The following is an 18,618-nucleotide window of genomic DNA, read 5'->3' as shown; positions in this document are numbered from 1 at the left end:
CCACCATTCCGAAAGGGGACCCATTCACGTGGGTCCCCTTTCGTGTTTCTCCAGTATTTTTCTCTCTGCAGTGCCGACCGACGAAAGGTTCGCCCGTGTCCGACACCCCCACTCCGGACGGCCCGGCCGACGACTCACGGGGACGCGACGATCGCCCGCGACGTGACGATCGGTCGGGTACCTCGCGTGATCGTCGCGGCGGGCATCAGGGCACGCCTCGTCGCGGTGACGATGCCGGCAGCCAGGACCGGCGTCGACACACCGAACGTCGCACGGGCGGACCACGACAGGGCGGCGCCTCCTCCGGGCGTCCCGACCGGTCCGGTCGACCGCAGGGTGATCACCGTCGTCGCGGGGGTGACGGTGCGTCCGGTCCCCGCGCCGGCCAGGGGCGTGGAGCCGACTCCCGCCCGGCACGAGCTCCCGAACCCGATCTGCCCGACGACGTCGAGGCGAAGGACCTCGAGGGTGCGGTGCGCCGCGACCTGCTCAGCCTGGACAAGACCAACGCCGAGACCGTGGCGCGGCACCTCGTGATGACCAGTCGCCTCATCGCCGACGATCCGGCAGCAGCGCTCGCGCATGCGCGCGCCGCCCGCGGCCGTGCCGGTCGCATCGCCGTGGTGCGCGAGACCGCCGGCATCGCCGCGTACCACGCCGGCGAGTGGGCCGAGGCGCTGTCCGAACTGCGTGCCGCGAGGCGCATGGCCGGCGGGCCGGGACTGCTGTCCGTGATGGCGGACTGCGAACGCGGACTCGGCCGCCCCGAGCGTGCCATCGAGCTCGGCCGCAGCGACGAGGCCAGGATGCTGACCGGCGACGATGCCGCGGAGCTGCGCATCGTCGTCGCCGGGGCACGCATGGACATGGGCCAGTACGACCAGGCCGTGGTCACCCTGCAGACCGCCGATCTCGACGGAGACCGTGACGGATCGGCCGCAGCGCGGTACTACTACGCCTATGCGGATGCGCTCGTCGCGGCCGGTCGTGCGGAGGACGGACTGCAATGGTTCCTGCGTGCAGCCGCCGCCGACACCGACGGCGAGACCGATGCCGAGGATCGAGTCGACGAGCTGACCGGGCCGTGACCCGACTGACGGACCGCCACGACGCACTGCTGCTCGATCTCGACGGCACGCTCTATCGCGGACCCGATCCCGTGGAGGGTGCGGTGGACGTGCTCCGGGAGTGCTCGTCGAGCCTGTGCTACGTCACCAACAACGCCAGCCGGACTCCGGCCGCCGTCGCGGAGCACCTGCGCGACCTCGGCTTCCACGCGCCCGACGACTCGGTGGTCACGTCGTCGCAGGCGGCGGCCCGCCTGCTCGCCGAGCTGGTGCCGACGGGCTCGACGGTGTTGGTGGTCGGGACCGACGCGCTCGCGTCCGAGGTGGAAGCCGTCGGGCTGACGACCACCCGCTCCGCCGACCCCACACCCGACGCCGTGGTGCAGGGTCATTCCCCCGACACGGGCTGGTCGGACATCGCCGAGGCCACCTACGCCGTCCGAGCCGGTGCCGTCTGGGTCGCGGCGAATGCCGACACCAGCCTGCCGACACCCCGCGGTCTGGGGCCCGGCAACGGCGCCATGGTCGCAGCAGTCGCGGCCGCCACAGGGATGCGACCGCGTGTGGCCGGCAAGCCCGAGGCGCCGCTGATGGACGACGCGTTGGCGCGATCCGGGTCGTCGTCCCCCCTCGTCGTCGGGGACCGGCTCGACACCGACATCGCCGGGGCCAACACCGTCGGCATTCCCTCGTTGCTCGTGTTGACCGGGGTGAGCACCGTCGACGACGTGTTGTGGGCCGGTCCCGAGTCCCGCCCGACGCACCTCGCGTCGTCGCTCGCGGTGCTGCTCGAGGACGAATCCGCATCCCTCATCGCCGCGACCGACCGCTGGTCCGTGGAGCGCGACGGAGCCACGGTGCTCCTGTCCTCCGACACCGAGTCCGGGGACCGAACCGCCGGCGAACCGGCCTGGGCGGACGCGTTGCGTTCGATCCTCCCTGCGGTGTGGGCACTGGACGGTGTCGACACAATCGAGGGTGTCGACGACGCCGCCCGCGCGGTGGTGGAGGAGTGGCGCACCCGATCCTGAGGGACCGGCCGCGACAGGGCCCTGTCGGGACCGGCCGCGACGGGGCCCTGTCGGGACCGGCCGCGACGGGGCCCTGTCGGGCCGATCGGCTAGCGTGGTCGGCGATGACGTCGTCGGTCCCACTCCCCGGTCACCATCGCCCCGCGCAGCAGGGCGGTGTCCTCGACGGCGCGTCGGATCCGGACGCGATTCGGGCGCAGGTGACCGACCTTCTCGCCGAGGCCGATCGGGCGGCGCAGGTTCCGAGTGGCGAAGGGACGGCCGACGTCCACGGGTTGGTCGCGTTGTCCCGTCGCGCGCAGATCCTCGGCCGTGCTCACGACGTTCTGGTCGACGCACTGAGCTCGGTGGACAAGTCCTGATGGCTCGTCGAGCACGGGTCGATGCCGAGTTGGTCCGGCGGGGTCTCGCGAGGTCGCGGGAGCACGCGTCGGACCTCATCGCGGAGGGCCGGGTCCTCATCGCGGGATCGGTGGCCACCAAGCCCGCGACGGCCGTCGAGCCGGCCACCGCACTGCGTGTCGTCGAGGTGGCCGACGAGGTGTCGTGGGCCTCGCGCGGGGCTCACAAACTGCTCGGGGCTCTGAGCGAGTTCGAGCCGCAGGGTCTCGCCGTGACCGGTCGCCGTTGTCTGGACGCCGGCGCGTCGACCGGTGGGTTCACCGACGTTCTCCTCTCCCGCGGCGCCCGCGAGGTGGTGGCGGTCGACGTCGGATACGGCCAGCTGGTCTGGCGCCTGCAGAGCGACAACCGCGTGCATGTGCACGATCGGACCAACGTCCGGAGCATCGACGCCGAGACGATCGGCGGCCCGGTCGACCTGATCGTCGCCGACCTGTCGTTCATCTCGTTGTCGCTGGTGCTGCCGGCGTTCGTCGCCTCGCTGGCACCGGGTGGCAGCATCGTGCCCATGGTGAAGCCGCAGTTCGAGGTGGGGAAGGACCGGATCGGGTCCGGCGGCGTGGTCCGTGATCCCGCGATGCGCGCGGCGGCCGTCGTCGAGGTGGCCCGTGCCGCGGAGGCGCTCGGCCTGCGTACCCGCGGGGTGGCGCCGAGTCCGTTGCCGGGGCCGGCGGGGAACGTCGAATACTTCCTCTGGTTGACGACGGCGGACGGTGAGTCCGGCGCCGCGCCCGTGATCGAGGATCTCGTGGCGGCCGCCGTGGCGAAGGGACCGCAATGACCATCCTGCCGGGAACCGAACCCACCCCGGACCGGACCGTGCTGCTGGTCGCGCACCCCGGACGGCCCGACATCGAGCAGACCGCGCGCCGCGCGGCCAAGGTGTTCCATGAGCACGGCATCGGTCTGCGCGTGCTCGTCGACGAGCACGACGCGTCCCGGCTCGAGTCCACGTCCGGCGTCGACGCGTTGTCCGAGCCCCACTCCGACGTCTCCGTGGTCGAATTCGGCCCGGCCGCGGCCGTGGGCTGCGAACTCGTCCTGGTTCTCGGCGGAGACGGCACGTTCCTGCGCGCTGCCGAGTTGGCGCGCGGAGCGTCCATCCCGGTGTTGGGTATCAACCTGGGCCGCATCGGTTTTCTCGCGGAGGCCGAGGCCGACGCCCTCGAGGAGACCCTCGACATCGTCGTGCATCGCACGTACCGCATCGAACCGCGCATGACGCTCGACATCGCCGTGCTCGTCGACGGTGAGGTGGTCGAACGAGGGTGGGCGCTCAACGAGGCCAGTATCGAGAACGCGTCCCGCCTCGGGGTGTTGGAAGTGGTGCTCGAGGTCGACGATCGGCCGGTGTCCGCGTTCGGGTGCGACGGTGTTCTCCTCGCCACGCCCACGGGGTCCACCGCGTACGCGTTCTCCGCGGGCGGGCCGGTGGTGTGGCCGGAGTTGGACGCGATCCTCGTGATCCCGAGCAACGCGCATGCGTTGTTCGCGCGCCCGCTGGTCACCAGCCCGGAATCGCACATCGCCGTCGAGATCTTCGACGGCGGCCGCGAGGCATTGGTCTTCTGCGACGGCCGCCGCACCATGACGCTGCCACCCGGTGCGCGGGTGGAGGTGGTGCGGGGATCCGAACCCATCAAGTGGGTGCGGCTCGATTCCGCGCCGTTCGCCGATCGACTGGTCCACAAGTTCGCACTGCCGGTCACCGGCTGGCGGGGGAGGGTGACGTAACCGCGTGCTGTCCGAAATTCGTATCGACGGGCTCGGCGCCATTGCCGAGGCCACCGCAACGTTCTCGACGGGACTGACGGTCCTCACCGGTGAGACCGGCGCCGGCAAGACGATGGTCGTCACCGGCCTGCACCTGCTCTCCGGGGCACGCGCCGACGCCGGCCGGGTTCGGGTCGGGGCGGACCGCGCCGTCGTCGAAGGTCGGTTCACCACCGACACGGTGGGCGATCCCGCGCGCGGAGAGGTCGAGGCGCTGCTCGAGTCGACCGGGGCCCGACGCGACGACGACGACAGCATCATCGCCGTGCGCTCGGTGTCCACCGACGGACGCTCGCGGGCACACCTCGGCGGCCGCAGCGTGCCGGCGGGCGTGCTGTCGGAGTTCACCGGGTCGCTGCTGACCGTCCACGGACAGAACGACCAGTTGCGATTGCAGCGCAGCGACCAACAGCGGGCGGCGCTGGATCGCTTCGCCGGAGACACGGTGACGGCCCTGCTCACCGAGTACCGCACGCGGCGACGCGCGTGGCTCGCCGCGGTCGACGAACTCCGGGACCGAACCGAGCGCGCCCGCGAGATGGCCCGCGAGGCGGACCAGCTGACGTTCGCTCTCCAGGAAATCGACGCCGTCGCCCCCGAACCCGGTGAGGACGCCGCGATCTCCGCCGCCGTGCGTCGGTTGGGCGACCTCGACAGCCTGCGTGACGCCGCAGCCGGCGCTCGTGGAGCTCTCACGGGAGGCGACGATCCCGACGACGTGTCCGTCATGGCGTTGCTCGGTACCGCGCGGGATCGCCTCGACTCCGCCGACGACGAGGTGCTCCGGGCGCTGGGGCCGCGCGTCGCCGAGGCGATCGCCGTGGTCACCGACGTCGGCGCGGACCTGACGGCCTACCTCGACGACCTCCCGGCGGATCCCGAATCGTTGGACACCATGCTCTCGCGGCAGGCCGAGCTGAAGAACCTCACTCGCAAGTACGCCGCCGACGTCGACGGTGTTCTCGCCTGGGCGCAGGAGGCCCGCGAGAGGTTGACCGGACTGGACGTGTCCGCCGACGCCCTGGCCGCCCTCGCCGAGCAGGTGCGGACCGGTGCCGCGGCGACGGCGTCCGTCGCGGCGTCACTCAGCGCGGCGCGGACCAAGGCGGCGACCCGACTGGCCAAGGCCGTCAGCACGGAGTTGTCCGGACTCGCGATGGGCAAGGCCAAGCTCGAGGTCGTGGTGCGCCCGCGTCCGGCGGCGCAGGACGATCGCGTCGCGCTCGAGGTGGGTGGCGCGAGTCTGCACGCCGGCTCGTCGGGCGTCGACGACGTCGAGTTCCGGCTGGCCGCACACAGCGGTGCCCAATCGCTGCCGCTGACGAAGAGTGCGTCGGGCGGCGAGCTGTCCCGCGTGATGCTCGCGCTCGAAGTGGTGCTGGCGCAGTCGGACGCCGGATCGACCATGGTGTTCGACGAGGTCGACGCCGGCGTCGGTGGCCGCGCGGCCGTGGAGATCGGTAAGCGGCTGGCGCGGTTGGCCCGCACGCACCAGGTGATCGTGGTGACCCACCTGCCGCAGGTGGCGGCATTCGCCGACACACATCTCGTGGTGAACAAGACCGACACCCGCAAGGGCGGTCCGGGCAGTGGAGTGCGCACGCTGAGCGACTCGGACCGCGTGGTCGAGCTGGCCCGGATGTTGGCCGGACTCGACGACACGGAGACCGGTCGTGCGCACGCGGAGGAGCTACTCGCCACGGCGACGGCGGAGCGTCGCGCCGCCGCGTCCTGACCCCGGGATCGGTCCCGGGTCGACGCACCCGCCGGTGTGACTCGTGTGAACGATGTGGTAGTTGATACGGCGCGCCTCCCTCATCGGCGGGCCGTCGTTCCCCATCATCGAACGCATGAAGATGCCGGCTCTGCTCTCGCGTAGTCACGACTCTCTTCCCGGAGTCACGGGAATCGCCCGCGTCGACCGCTCCACGGCCAAGCTGCTGCGCCGTGTCGGTCCGGGCGACGTCGTCGTTCTCGACGAACTCGATCTCGACCGCATCACGGCCGACCAGCTCGTCCAGGCCGGCGTGACCGCCGTCGTCAACGCGTCGGCCTCCATCTCGGGGCGCTACCCCAACCTCGGCCCCGAGGTGCTGGTGGCCAACGGCGTCGTCCTGATCGACGAGGTCGGTCCCGACGCGCTCAAGAAGATCAAGGACGGCGCCAAGGTGCGTCTGCACGACGGCACCGTCTTCGCGGGTGAGCGCGTGCTGGCCGAGGGCACCGAGCAGACCGAGGCCGACGTCTCCGATCGGATGATCGAGGCCAAGTCCGCTCTCGTCGATCACCTGGAAGCGTTCTCCGGCAACACCATCGAGTTCATCCGCACCGAGTCGCCGCTGCTGATCGACGGCGTCGGCGTGCCGGACGTGGACGTCGCGATGGCGGGCCGACACGTGGTCGTCGTGGCCGAGGGGCCCGACCACGTCGCCGACCTCAAGGCGCTGCGCCCGTTCGTCAAGGAGTACTCGCCGATCCTCATCGGCGTCGGTGCCGGCGCGGACACCCTCGCCGACGCGGGGTACCGCCCCGACCTCATCGTCGGCGATCCCGACGACGTCAGCAGCAGGACGCTGAAGTCGGGTGCCGAGGTGGTGCTCCCGGCCGATTCCGACGGCCACGCGAAGGGCCTCGAGCGCATCCAGGACCTCGGCATCGGAGCCATGACCTTTCCCGCGACCGGGACGGCATCGGATCTGGCGTTGCTGCTCGCCGACCATCACGGTGCCTCGTTGATCGTCACCGTCGGCTGCTCCGCGTCCCTGGACGAGTTCTTCGACGCCGGCAAGCGGGCGAGCACCCCCTCGACGTTCATGACCCGTCTCAAGGTGGGACCGAAGCTCGTCGACGCCAAGGCGATGGCGACCCTCTATCGCAGCCGGGTGTCCGGTGCGGCGGTGGCGCTGCTGGTGCTCGCCGCGCTCGTCGCCGTCATCGTGGCGCTCGTGGTGACCAACGGCAGCGGGGCCACCCTCGACTGGGCGATCGACACCTGGAACTCCTTCGCGCTGTGGGTTCAGGGGCTGCTTCGGTGATCTCGCTCCGCCAGCACACCGTCTCGCTCATCGCGGTCTTCCTGGCGCTGGCCGTCGGCGTGGTCCTCGGTTCCGGACTGCTGTCCGGCCGCGTCCTGTCCGGCCTGCGCGACGACCGCGACGATCTGCAGAGTCGAGTCGACGAGCTCGACCAGGCCAACAACGCCCTCGGGGAACGACTGAACGCGGCCGACGGCTTCGACGACGCCGTGGCGTCCCGGGTCGTCGCGGGTGCCCTCACCGATCGCTCGGTCGTCGTCGTCACCACGCCGGATGCCGATCCCGCCGACGTCGAGGGCGTGTCCCGTCTGATCGGGGACTCGGGTGGCCGCATCAGCGGGCGCGTCGGGCTGACCGACGCCTTCGTCTCCGCCGCCAGTGGCGACGATCTGCGCACCCGACTGACCAACGTCGTCCCCGCCGGCGCGCAGCTGCGGACCGGCGCCGTGGACCAGGGCAGCCTCGCCGGCGACCTGCTGGGGACCGTTCTGTTGCTCGATCCCGCCACGGCGCAGCCGCAGAGCACGCCCGACGAACTCGCGTTGGCCCTCGACACGCTGCGCGGCGGTGGATTCCTCGCCTACGACGACGGTGCGGTGGCTCCCGGGCAGCTGGCCGTGATCGTGACCGGCGCGGCGCAGGACCCGGGCGCCGACGGCAACCGGGGCGCCATCGTCGCGCGCTTCGCCGGATCGCTGGACGGTCGCGGCGCGGGCGTCGTCCTGGCAGGACGGCCCGAGTCCGCCACGGGGAGTGGGCCGGTCGCCGTCGTGCGGTCGGATTCCGCGCTCGCCGCCGGAACCAGCACCGTCGACGACGTCGATCGCGTGTCCGGGCGGATCACCACCGTGCTGGCGCTGCAGGAGCAGCTCGGCGGGGCGTCGGGTCGCTACGGCACCGGCCCCGGGGCGACGGCCGTCACGGTGGGGGCGCCCGCACGGTAGACACGGCCCGCGACGACGACCGATTCGGCGCGGAGGTGTTACCGTGAAGTCCCGTGGGTCGGTCGTATTCCGAACCACTCGATGAGCAGGATCGATCACCGGTTCCGCGCCACCATCGGGTCGCACCGTCACGGGAGTTTCTTTGCAGTCACGCATTCACACGCGGGCCGACATCAAGCACATCTTCGTCAGCGGCGGCGTCGCGTCGTCGCTCGGCAAGGGCCTCACGGCCTCGAGCCTGGGCCAGCTGCTCACCGCACGCGGCTTGCGCGTCACCATGCAGAAGCTCGACCCCTACCTCAACGTCGATCCCGGAACGATGAACCCGTTCCAGCACGGCGAGGTCTTCGTCACCGAGGACGGCGCCGAGACGGATCTGGACGTCGGGCACTACGAGCGCTTCCTCGACCGCGACCTCTCCGGGTACGCGAACGTGACCACGGGGCAGGTCTACTCCACCGTGATCGCGAAGGAGCGGCGCGGGGAGTACCTGGGTGACACCGTCCAGGTCATCCCGCACATCACCGACGAGATCAAGGCTCGCATCCTGGCGATGCGCGGCCCGGACCTGCAGGGCCAGGCGCCGGACGTCGTCATCACCGAGATCGGCGGCACCGTCGGCGACATCGAGTCCCAGCCGTTCCTCGAGGCCGCTCGTCAGGTCCGCCACGACGTCGGCCGGGAGAACGTCTTCTTCCTGCACGTCTCGCTGGTGCCGTTCCTCGCGCCGTCGGGTGAGCTCAAGACCAAGCCGACGCAGCACTCGGTGGCCGCGCTCCGCAGCATCGGTATCCAGCCGGACGCGCTGATCCTGCGGTCCGATCGCGACGTGCCGGACGGTCTCAAGCGCAAGATCGCGCTCATGTGCGACGTGGACGTCGACGGCTGCATCTCGACGCCCGACGCCCCGTCCATCTACGACATCCCCAAGGTGCTGCACGGCGAGGGTCTGGACGCCTACGTCGTCCGCAAGCTCGGTCTGCCCTTCCGCGACGTCGACTGGTCGGTGTGGGGCACGCTGCTCGAGCGGGTGCACTCGCCGCGCGAGACGGTGCGTGTTGCGCTCGTCGGCAAGTACGTGGACCTGCCCGACGCGTACCTGTCGGTGACCGAGGCGTTGCGCGCGGGCGGATTCGCGAACCGCGCGAAGGTGGAGCTGGTGTGGGTCCAGTCCGACGACTGCGACACCGCGGCCGGTGCCCGGCTCGCCCTGGCCGACATCGACGCCGTCGTCATCCCGGGTGGCTTCGGCATCCGCGGTATCGAGGGCAAACTCGGCGCGATCACCCACGCCCGCACGCACCGGATCCCGACGCTCGGCCTCTGCCTCGGCCTGCAGTGCATGGTCATCGAGGCGGCCCGCTCCGTCGGACTCTCCGACGCCAACTCGGCGGAGTTCGAGCCGGAGACGACGCAGCCGGTCATTTCGACGATGGCGGACCAGGAACAGGCCGTGGCCGGCGAAGCGGACCTCGGTGGCACCATGCGTCTGGGCGCCTACCCGGCGACGCTCGCCAAGGGGTCCGTCGTGGCGCAGACCTACGGCAGCGAGTCGGTGTCGGAGCGGCACCGCCACCGCTACGAGGTCAACAACAGCTACCGCGACCGCATCGCGGCGTCCGGGCTGCAGTTCAGCGGCACCTCGCCCGACGGTCATCTCGTGGAGTTCGTCGAGCTGCCGAAGAAGACGCATCCGTTCTTCGTCGGTACGCAGGCACACCCAGAGCTCAAGAGCCGTCCGACCCGTCCGCACCCGCTGTTCGCCGGACTGATCGCCGCGGCGTTGGACTACAAGTCGGAGGAGCGCCTGCCCGTCGACGTCCACGGTGACGCCGCGCAGGCCGAGCCCGCCACGCCCGTCGAGGCCGCAGAGCCCACCGCGATCGCCGACTCCACCGCGAAGGCCTGAGGCGACATGGCGGAGCGACACGAGTTCGAGGTCGTGGGCAGCGAACTCGAGTACCAGGGGGCGATCCTCGCCCTGCGGCGAGACCGTGTCGCGATGCCGGGTGGCCGGACGGCCGAGCGCGAGGTGATCGAGCACCACGGTGCCGTCGCCGTCGTGGCGATCGACGACGAGGACCGCATCGTCCTGATCGAGCAGTACCGCCATCCGCTCGGCCGCCGGCTGCTCGAGCTCCCCGCCGGATTGCTGGACGAGCCCGGTGAGGACCCCGTCGACGCGGTCGGGCGGGAGCTGACCGAGGAGACCGGGCTCGCGGCCGAGTCGTTCTCGCTGCTCGTGGACGTCGCGGCGTCGCCGGGATTCACCGACGAGACCGTCCGCATCTTCCTCGCCGAGGGACTGTCCGAGGTCGACCGACCGGAGGCCCGCGACGAGGAAGCGGACATCGAACTGGTGCGGTTGTCGGTCGAGGACGCGCTCGCGCGGGTGCTGTCCGGCGAGATCGTCAACGCATCCGCCGTGGCCGGCATCCTCGCCGTCGCGGCGGTGCGGTCGCGGTCCGTGCCGATGCGGCCGGCCGACGCGCCGTGGCGGGATCGGCCGACGGCGTTCGAGCAGCGCCGCGCCCATGGCGGCTGACAGCCCGACCGAGGTGATCGAGGCCTACCTCGACCATCTGACGGTGGAGCGCGGTGCGGCGCGCAACACCGTGACGTCGTATCGCCGAGATCTGGTGCGCTACGCCGACTTCCTCGCGCAGCGGGGGCGGACGCGGCTGTCCGACGTCACCCGACACGACGTCGGCGACTTCGTCGAGGCCCTGCGCACCGGCACGGGCGACTTCCCGCCGCTCGCGTCCAGCTCGGCCGCCCGTGCGGTCATCGCGGTCCGCGGCGTGCATCGATTCGCGGTGACCGAGGGCACCGTGGAGACGGACGTCGCCGCCGCGGTCAAACCGCCCGCACCCGGCCGCCGCCTCCCGAAGTCCCTGCCCGTCGACGAGGTGTTCGCCCTGTTGGACGCGGCCGCCGGGGAGTCGGCCGACACCCCGCGCGGCCTGCGGGACCGTGCACTCCTCGAACTGCTCTACTCCACCGGCGCCCGCATCTCCGAGGCGGTGGGCCTGGACGTCGACGACATCGACACCGTGTCGCGCTCGGTGATCCTGCGCGGCAAGGGCGGGAAGGAGCGCGTGGTGCCGGTCGGCCGACCGGCCATGGCGGCGGTCGACGCGTACCTGGTGCGCGGACGTCCCGCCCTCGTCTCCCGTGGCACCCCGGCCCTGCTGTTGAACGTCCGCGGCGGACGACTGTCCCGGCAGAGCGCGTGGCAGGTGCTCCAGACCGCGGCCGAGCGCGCCGGCATCGGTTCGCGGGTGTCCCCGCACACCCTGCGCCACTCCTTCGCGACCCACCTGCTCGACGGCGGCGCGGACGTGCGCGTGGTGCAGGAACTTCTCGGTCACGCGTCGGTGACCACGACGCAGATCTACACCCTGGTGACGGTCACGACCCTGCGGGAAGTGTGGGCCGAAGCCCATCCCCGCGCTCGGTAGCGTGTCCGCGTCGGCGCCGCTCGGTCCACGCGGTAGCGTTCCGGTGTGACCGGTCCGTACGAGGCGAGGGGAGATGCGCGGGTGTCCACGGCACACGACGACGGCGCGCTGTTCCGAGCGCGCGCCCCGGAGCCGGAGCCCGCTCACTCGGCTCCCGCGACCGAACTCGGCCCCACCGGCCGCGTCCCGCGCGCGATCCCCGAACCGGCCCCGCTCACCTCCCACGGCCCCGCCACGGTCATCGCCATGTGCAATCAGAAGGGCGGCGTCGGCAAGACCACGTCGACCATCAACCTCGGGGCCTCGTTGGCGGAGTTCGGCCGTCGGGTCCTGCTGGTCGACCTGGACCCGCAGGGCGCGCTGTCCGCGGGCCTCGGTGTGCCGCACCACGAACTCGAACTCACCGTGCACAACCTGCTGGTCGAGCCGCGCGTGTCGATCGACGACGTCCTCATGCGGACGCGGGTCGACGGCATGGACCTGCTCCCCAGCAACATCGACCTGTCCGCTGCGGAGATCCAGCTGGTCACCGAGGTCGGCCGCGAGCAGACGCTCGGCCGGGTCCTGCACCCCGTGCTGGACCGCTACGACTACGTCCTCATCGACTGCCAGCCGTCGTTGGGACTGCTGACGGTCAACGCGCTCGCGTGCGCCGACTCGGTGCTGATCCCGATGGAGTGCGAGTACTTCAGCCTCCGCGGCCTCGCGTTGCTGAACGACACCGTGGACAAGGTGCGCGACCGACTCAATCCGCGACTGACTCTCGAGGGCATCGTCGTGACCATGTTCGACGCGCGCACGCTGCACTCGCGCGAGGTCATGAACCGGGTCGTCGAGGTCTTCGGCGACGTCGTCTTCGACACCGTCATCACCCGCACCGTCCGCTTCCCGGAGACGTCGGTGGCCGGCGAGCCGATCACCACCTGGGCGCCGAAATCGTCCGGCGCGGAGGCCTACCGGTCCCTGGCCCGCGAAGTCATCCACCGAGACACCTCGCCGCGCGGGTGACCGCGCCCCCCGTCGAGCCCACCGAGCCCACCGAGCCCGACACCTCGCCTCCGGAGCGGTCGACGCGGCAGCGGTTCGAGGTCCGGCTGGACAACTTCGAGGGCCCGTTCGACCTGCTGCTGACGCTGATCGGGCAGCATCGCCTCGACGTCACCGAGGTGGCGCTGCACCGGGTCACCGACGAATTCATCGCGTACACACGGGAACTCGGCGCGGCGATGGAACTCGACCAGACCACCGAATTTCTGGTGGTCGCGGCGACTCTGCTGGATCTCAAAGCGGCCCGGTTGCTCCCGGCGGGGGACGTCGACGACGCCGAGGACCTCGCGCTGCTCGAGGTGCGGGACCTGCTGTTCGCCCGCTTGCTGCAGTACCGCGCGTACAAGCAGGTGGCCCAGCTGTTCGGCGAACTCGAGAGCGCGGCGCTGCGCCGCTATCCGCGGTCGGTGTCGCTCGAGGAGCGGTTCGACGGCCTGCTGCCGGAGGTGTTGCTCGGGGTGGACCCGACGCGCTTCGCGGAGATCGCTGCCGCGGCGTTCCGGCCGCGCGAGATCCCCACTGTCGGGCTCGGTCACCTGCACGAGGCGCCCGTCTCGGTGGCCGAGCACGCCGCGACCGTCCTGGCGATGCTGCGGGAGCGGGGCGAGGGCGCCTGGACCGAGTTCGCCGACCTGGTGGCCGACTGCACCGCGCCCGTCGAGATCGTCGTCCGCTTCCTGGCGCTGCTCGAGCTGTACCGGGAGAAGGCGGTCACCTTCGATCAGCCGGAAGCGCTGGGTGCGCTGCAGGTGCGGTGGACCGGCGACGACGACGACCTCGACACCACCCGCATGGAGGACTACGGATGACCGACCCGGAGCACGACTCGACCGACGAGCCGCAGCCGGACGAGACGCTGACCGACGTCGAGCTGCGCGGCGCGCTGGAGTCGATCCTGTTGGTCGTGGACAGTCCCGCCACCGTCGATCAGCTGGTCTCCGCGACGGGGTGTGACCGAGCGCGCATCGAGGCGTTGCTCACCCGGATCGCCGAAGACTTCACGGCGCGGGGGAGCGGCATCGACCTGCGGTTCGTCGGCGACGGCTGGCGGTTCTACACCCGGACGGAGTTCGCGCCGTACGTCGAGAGACTCCTGCTCGACGGCGCCCGGTCCAAGCTCACGCGCGCGGCGTTGGAAACGCTCGCCGTCATCGCCTATCGTCAACCGGTTACCCGCGCACGGGTCGGTGCAGTGCGTGGGGTGAACGTGGACGGTGTGATGCGGACCCTGCTGGCCCGCGGACTGATCGCCGAGGCGGGACCCGATCCCGACTCCGGTGGGACGCAGTACGTCACCACGGACATGTTCCTCGAACGGTTGGGGTTGTCGTCGCTGGGCGATCTTCCCGAACTGGCACCGCTGCTGCCCGGCGTCGACATGATCGACGACATCAATGACAGCATGGACACCGATCCTCGGGTTCTGCGTGCACAGCGCCGAGCCGAGGCCGATCCGAACCCGACGACCGAGTTCGGAACCGAGACAGACGAATAGGTAGACGCAGTGACTGACTCCGCTCGCCGTGACGGCACACCGGACCGGGACGACAATCCCGACGCGAACCCCGACACCACGACCGAACGCAAGAAGAAGCGCCCCAACAAGAAGGTGGCCGCCGCGGCGTACACGCGCCGGACCGAGACGCGCACCACCGGGGCGAAGTACCCCCGCAAGCCGAAGGCCGGCGCGCGCAAGCCGAAGCCCGAGAAGGCCACCCCGGCGACGCCGACGATCTCCAATGCCAAGCCCGCACGGCACCAGAACACCGACACCTCGCGTCGCCCGCACGTCGCACCCGAGGACGGCGTGCGGTTGCAGAAGGTGCTCGCGCAGGCCGGCGTCGCCTCCCGCCGCGCCGCCGAGGAACTCATCGAGCAGGGCCGTGTCGAGGTCGACGGCCGCATCGTCACCGAGCAGGGCGTGCGGGTCGACCCGGGCAGCGCCGTGGTGCGCGTCGACGGCATCCGCGTGGTGGTCAAGGCCGACCTGGTGCACATCGCGCTGAACAAGCCGCGCGGCTGGCAGTCCACGATGTCCGACGATCTCGGCCGTCCCTGCATCGGCGACATCGTCTCCGAGCGCGTTCAGGCCGGACAACGTCTCTTCCACGTCGGCCGCCTCGACGCCGACACCGAGGGCCTGATCCTGCTGACCAACGACGGCGATCTCGCCCACCGGCTCATGCACCCGTCGTTCGAGGTGTCCAAGACCTACCTCGCCACCGTTCACGGGGTGATGGAGCGCAGCGCCGGCAAGCAGCTGCGCGCCGGGGTCGAGCTCGAGGACGGCCCCGCCAAGGTCGACGCCTTCACCATCCTCGACGTCAACGAGGGCCGCACGCTGGTCAAGGTGGTGCTGCACGAGGGTCGCAAGCACATCGTGCGTCGCCTGTTCGACGCGGTGGGCTTCCCGGTGCGGCGCCTGGTCCGCACCGACATCGGCGCCGTCGCCCTCGGCGATCAGCGGCCGGGCACGCTGCGCGTCCTCGGTCGCGGCGAGGTCGGCAGCCTCTACGGGGCGGTGGGGCTGTGAGCGCCGCCGGAGGCGAGCGCCTGATCGTCGCGATGGACGGCCCGTCGGGCACCGGCAAGTCGTCGGTGTCGCGGCTGCTCGCGTCGCGACTCGGCGCGTCGTACCTCGACACGGGCGCGATGTACCGCGCCGCGACGGTGTGGGTGCTCTCGCAGGGCGTCGACTCGACCGACGTCGACGCCGTGACCGCGGCCGCTGCGTCGCTGCCGCTCGAGATCGGGACCGACCCGACCGCCGAGCGTGTGGAGGTCGCGGGGGAGGACGTCACCGGGCCCATCCGCGGCGCCGAGGTGACCGCGGCGGTCTCCGCCGTGTCCGCCGTCCCGGCCGTGCGCGAGAAGCTCGTGGCGATGCAGCGCGACATCGCGATGCGCAGCGACCGCGTCGTCGTCGAGGGACGGGACATCGGCACCGTCGTCCTCCCCGACGCCGACCTCAAGATCTACCTGACCGCGTCCGCGGAGACCCGCGCCGCGCGACGCAACGACCAGAACGTGGCCGACGGCCGCGGCGACGACTACGCCGGCGTGCTCGCCGACGTCCAGCGTCGTGACCTCGCGGACTCCACGCGCGCCCTGTCGCCGCTGCGTCCCGCCGACGACGCCGTCACCGTCGACACGAGCGACCTGACCAAGGACGGCGTCATCGACGCCCTGTTGCGCCTGGTCCACGACCTGCAAGGAGCTCGATCATGAGCGACCACGATCTCACCGACGTCACCGAGGTCTTCGCCTCCGACGGCGTCTGGACCGACGAAACCGACTGGGACGAGCTCGATCTCGACGCTCCCGAGGGCGACGAGCCCGAGGTCGCCGTCCCCACCCTCGCCGTCGTCGGTCGGCCGAACGTGGGCAAGTCGACCCTCGTCAACCGCATCATCGGCCGTCGTGAAGCGGTGGTGGAGGACGTCCCCGGCGTCACCCGTGACCGCGTCTCGTACGAGGCCAACTGGTCCGGCCGACGGTTCATGGTGCAGGACACCGGCGGCTGGGAGCCCGACGCGAAGGGCATGCAGCAGTCCGTCGCCCGGCAGGCCGAGCAGGCCATGCAGACCGCCGACGCCATCCTGCTGGTCGTCGACGCCGTCGTCGGTGCCACCGCCACCGACGAAGCGGTGGCCCGCGTGCTGCGCCGGTCCAAGACCCCGGTGATCCTGGTGGCCAACAAGGTCGACGACGAGCGGGTGGAGTCCGAGGCGGCGGCGTTGTGGTCGCTCGGGCTCGGCGAGCCGCGCACGGTCAGCGCCACGCACGGCCGCGGGACCGGCGACCTGCTCGACGACGTGCTCGAGGTGCTCCCGGAGACCCCGCGCGAGGGGACCGGCGTCGCGGGGCCGCGCCGAGTGGCGTTGGTGGGCAAGCCGAACGTCGGCAAGTCGTCGCTGCTGAACAAGCTGACCGGGGACGAGCGGTCCGTGGTGCACGACGTCGCCGGCACCACCGTCGACCCGGTGGACTCCTTGGTGGAACTGGGCGGCAAGGTGTGGCGGTTCGTCGACACCGCGGGTCTGCGCAAGCGCGTCACCCACGCCAGCGGCGCCGAGTTCTACGCCTCGCTCCGCACCCGCGGCGCCATCGACGCCGCCGAGGTCGCGATCCTGCTGATCGACGCCTCCGAGGTCATCTCCGAACAGGACCTGCGCGTGCTGTCGATGGTCGCCGAGGCGGGCCGCGCCCTGGTCATCGCCTTCAACAAGTGGGACCTGGTCGACGAGGATCGACGCCACCAGCTCGAGCGGGAGATCGACCGCGACCTCGCGCGTGTGCCGTGGGCGTCGCGCGTCAACGTCTCGGCGCGCACCGGTCGCGCCGTGCAGAAGCTCGTGCCCGCGCTCGAGACGGCGTTGGACTCGTGGGACAAGCGCATTCCCACCGGCCGCCTGAACTCCTGGCTGAAGGACGTCGTCGCCGCGACCCCGCCGCCCATGCGCGGTGGCCGTCTGCCGCGGGTGATGTTCGCGACGCAGGCCGGGACGCGCCCCCCGACCTTCGTGCTGTTCACCACGGGCTTTCTCGAAGCAGGCTACCGGCGGTTCCTCGAGCGTCGGTTGCGCGAGGAGTTCAACTTCGACGGCAGCCCCGTGCGCATCTCCGTGCGCATCCGGGAGAAGCGCGAGCGCCGGAAGTAGCTACCCGGGCGGGGTGACCGGAGGCCGCGAGGCGATTGGCTTCCGGCGCCGCGCCTGAGGTAGTGTTTCACCGTTCCCGAGAGGGGATGCACGGTCCGCTTCGTGTGGACCGCGGGCTGTGGCGCAGCTTGGTAGCGCACTTGACTGGGGGTCAAGTGGTCGCAGGTTCAAATCCTGTCAGCCCGACGCGAGAAGCGGCTCCGGACATCACGTCCGGAGCCGCTTTTCTCGTTCTCGGTGTCGTTCTCGGTGCCCTTCTCGAGGGCCGGTTTGAGAGGTCAGCCCCGGTACTGCTCCATGAGCGCGACGTAGCCGGCGGCGTTGAAGCCGATGGCCTCGCGCTCCTGCTCCGTGGTCTCCCGCCGCACCTTGCCGGGAACCCCGGCGACCAACGAGTTCGGCGGGATCTGGGTGCCCTCGGTGACCAGCGCGCCGGCGGCGACGATCGACCCGGTGCCGATGCGGGCGTGGTTCATGACGGTGGCGCCCATACCGACGAGAACGTCGTCCTCGACGGTGCAGCCGTGCAGCACGGCGTTGTGCCCGACGCTCACCCGCTTGCCGACGGTCAGCGGTGCGCCGGGATCCGCGTGCAACGCGCAGCCGTCCTGGATGTTGCTCTCCTCGTCGATCGAGATGGTCTCGGCATCGGCGCGCACGACGGCGTTGAACCACACGGCCGTACGGGCCGCGAGGGTGGCGCGGCCGATCACGGCGGCACCCGGAGCGAGCCACGCATCCTCGGCGACGGAGGGGCTGTGACCGGCGAAGGGATACGTCTGTTCCATTCGCCGACACTAACAACGGCCATCGTGATTCGACGCGCGCACCGTGTTCACGGAACCGACACCGGACTGTCGGAGCGATGGTGAATACTCCATCCGTGACGAGTACACCTTTCCCTGTCGCATCCCGAGCAGCAGCATCCCGATCGACGGGGCTCGGGGCGACACCGGCGGCCGAGACCCTCGCGGCGCCGGACGACCAGCACGTGGTCGCCTTCCTGCAGCGGTGGTACGCCTACGGTGGCGGACGGTCCGAGGACATCCTGGTCGAGTTCGGCCTGTCGACCACCCAATTCTTCACGCGCGCAAAGGATCTCCTCGAGAGCAAGGCGGTGCGCGTCGATCCCGCCGTGGCCGACGCCATGCTGACCGTCTGCCGCAAGCGTCTCTGGCTCGGGCAGTAGCGACGCGG

The 18,618-nt window shown here is 71.1% G+C and carries 19 protein-coding genes and 1 tRNA gene; 19 read left to right on the top strand and 1 reads right to left on the bottom strand.

Going from position 1 to position 18,618, the window contains the following annotated elements; genetic code table 11:
- The first annotated feature begins 95 nt into the window (after window positions 1-95).
- From RC2_RS14320 to RC2_RS14235, 18 genes are all read left to right on the top strand, one after another.
- Window positions 96-1,088 carry a hypothetical protein gene (locus tag RC2_RS14320; RefSeq protein WP_245811118.1) on the top strand — a complete coding sequence of 331 codons (993 nt, stop codon included), beginning with the start codon at window positions 96-98 and terminating at the stop codon, window positions 1,086-1,088.
- The gene (locus RC2_RS14315) at window positions 1,085-2,098 is read left to right on the top strand and encodes an HAD-IIA family hydrolase (protein ID WP_068147921.1); all 1,014 of its coding nucleotides are present in this window, start codon (window positions 1,085-1,087) and stop codon (window positions 2,096-2,098) included. Before RC2_RS14320 ends, RC2_RS14315 begins: the two co-directional genes overlap by 4 nt.
- A 104-nt stretch (window positions 2,099-2,202) precedes the next feature.
- The gene (locus RC2_RS14310) at window positions 2,203-2,460 is read left to right on the top strand and encodes a hypothetical protein (protein WP_068147918.1); all 258 of its coding nucleotides are present in this window, start codon (window positions 2,203-2,205) and stop codon (window positions 2,458-2,460) included.
- Entirely contained in the window at window positions 2,460-3,281 is an 822-nt protein-coding gene (locus RC2_RS14305) for a TlyA family RNA methyltransferase (protein WP_068147916.1), read from the top strand. Before RC2_RS14310 ends, RC2_RS14305 begins: the two co-directional genes overlap by 1 nt.
- On the top strand, window positions 3,278-4,234 hold the full coding sequence (locus RC2_RS14300; RefSeq protein WP_068147914.1) for an NAD kinase: 957 nt from the start codon (window positions 3,278-3,280) through the stop codon (window positions 4,232-4,234). The genes RC2_RS14305 and RC2_RS14300 overlap by 4 nt, the downstream gene beginning before the upstream one ends.
- Before the next feature lie 4 nt (window positions 4,235-4,238).
- On the top strand, window positions 4,239-6,008 hold the full coding sequence (recN, locus tag RC2_RS14295) for a DNA repair protein RecN (protein ID WP_068147911.1): 1,770 nt from the start codon (window positions 4,239-4,241) through the stop codon (window positions 6,006-6,008).
- Between the two features lie 115 nt (window positions 6,009-6,123).
- Complete coding sequence (steA, locus tag RC2_RS14290) at window positions 6,124-7,308, top strand: putative cytokinetic ring protein SteA (protein ID WP_068147908.1); 1,185 nt, start codon at window positions 6,124-6,126, stop codon at window positions 7,306-7,308.
- Window positions 7,305-8,252 carry a copper transporter gene (locus tag RC2_RS14285; RefSeq protein ID WP_068147905.1) on the top strand — a complete coding sequence of 316 codons (948 nt, stop codon included), beginning with the start codon at window positions 7,305-7,307 and terminating at the stop codon, window positions 8,250-8,252. Before steA ends, RC2_RS14285 begins: the two co-directional genes overlap by 4 nt.
- A 142-nt stretch (window positions 8,253-8,394) precedes the next feature.
- On the top strand, window positions 8,395-10,161 hold the full coding sequence (gene pyrG, locus RC2_RS14280) for a CTP synthase (RefSeq protein WP_068147902.1): 1,767 nt from the start codon (window positions 8,395-8,397) through the stop codon (window positions 10,159-10,161).
- Between the two features lie 6 nt (window positions 10,162-10,167).
- Entirely contained in the window at window positions 10,168-10,797 is a 630-nt protein-coding gene (locus RC2_RS14275; RefSeq protein WP_068147900.1) for an NUDIX domain-containing protein, read from the top strand.
- On the top strand, window positions 10,787-11,713 hold the full coding sequence (gene xerD / locus RC2_RS14270) for a site-specific tyrosine recombinase XerD (RefSeq protein WP_068147897.1): 927 nt from the start codon (window positions 10,787-10,789) through the stop codon (window positions 11,711-11,713). The genes RC2_RS14275 and xerD overlap by 11 nt, the downstream gene beginning before the upstream one ends.
- A gap of 108 nt (window positions 11,714-11,821) precedes the next feature.
- Complete coding sequence (locus RC2_RS14265; RefSeq protein WP_068147946.1) at window positions 11,822-12,721, top strand: ParA family protein; 900 nt, start codon at window positions 11,822-11,824, stop codon at window positions 12,719-12,721.
- Complete coding sequence (locus RC2_RS14260; RefSeq protein WP_068147893.1) at window positions 12,718-13,569, top strand: segregation and condensation protein A; 852 nt, start codon at window positions 12,718-12,720, stop codon at window positions 13,567-13,569. The genes RC2_RS14265 and RC2_RS14260 overlap by 4 nt, the downstream gene beginning before the upstream one ends.
- Entirely contained in the window at window positions 13,566-14,255 is a 690-nt protein-coding gene (gene scpB, locus RC2_RS14255) for an SMC-Scp complex subunit ScpB (RefSeq protein ID WP_068147890.1), read from the top strand. The genes RC2_RS14260 and scpB overlap by 4 nt, the downstream gene beginning before the upstream one ends.
- Before the next feature lie 9 nt (window positions 14,256-14,264).
- Window positions 14,265-15,293: a pseudouridine synthase gene (locus RC2_RS14250; RefSeq protein WP_072681540.1), complete on the top strand. Its 1,029-nt coding sequence runs from the start codon at window positions 14,265-14,267 to the stop codon at window positions 15,291-15,293.
- Between the two features lie 32 nt (window positions 15,294-15,325).
- Entirely contained in the window at window positions 15,326-15,988 is a 663-nt protein-coding gene (cmk, locus tag RC2_RS14245; protein ID WP_082895478.1) for a (d)CMP kinase, read from the top strand.
- Window positions 15,985-17,421 (top strand): ribosome biogenesis GTPase Der, encoded by a 1,437-nt coding sequence (gene der, locus RC2_RS14240; RefSeq protein ID WP_068147885.1) that lies wholly within the window; start codon window positions 15,985-15,987, stop codon window positions 17,419-17,421. Before cmk ends, der begins: the two co-directional genes overlap by 4 nt.
- Window positions 17,422-17,533: 112 nt before the next feature.
- Window positions 17,534-17,607, top strand: a tRNA-Pro gene (locus tag RC2_RS14235).
- A gap of 92 nt (window positions 17,608-17,699) precedes the next feature.
- Here RC2_RS14235 and RC2_RS14230 read toward each other — a convergent pair.
- Window positions 17,700-18,209 carry a gamma carbonic anhydrase family protein gene (locus RC2_RS14230; protein ID WP_068147883.1) on the bottom strand — a complete coding sequence of 170 codons (510 nt, stop codon included), beginning with the start codon at window positions 18,207-18,209 and terminating at the stop codon, window positions 17,700-17,702.
- Window positions 18,210-18,304: 95 nt separating this feature from the next.
- Here RC2_RS14230 and RC2_RS18715 point away from each other — a divergent pair, with 95 nt between their 5' ends.
- Complete coding sequence (locus tag RC2_RS18715) at window positions 18,305-18,610, top strand: DUF3263 domain-containing protein (protein ID WP_245811117.1); 306 nt, start codon at window positions 18,305-18,307, stop codon at window positions 18,608-18,610.
- Window positions 18,611-18,618: the final 8 nt, after the last annotated feature.

It is taken from the genome of Rhodococcoides corynebacterioides NBRC 14404 (assembly GCF_001894765.1).
Taxonomy (GTDB): Bacteria; Actinomycetota; Actinomycetes; order Mycobacteriales; family Mycobacteriaceae; genus Rhodococcoides; species Rhodococcoides corynebacterioides.
Note: the sequence above shows the minus strand (reverse complement) of the source record. Positions and strands in the feature narration are given on the sequence as shown.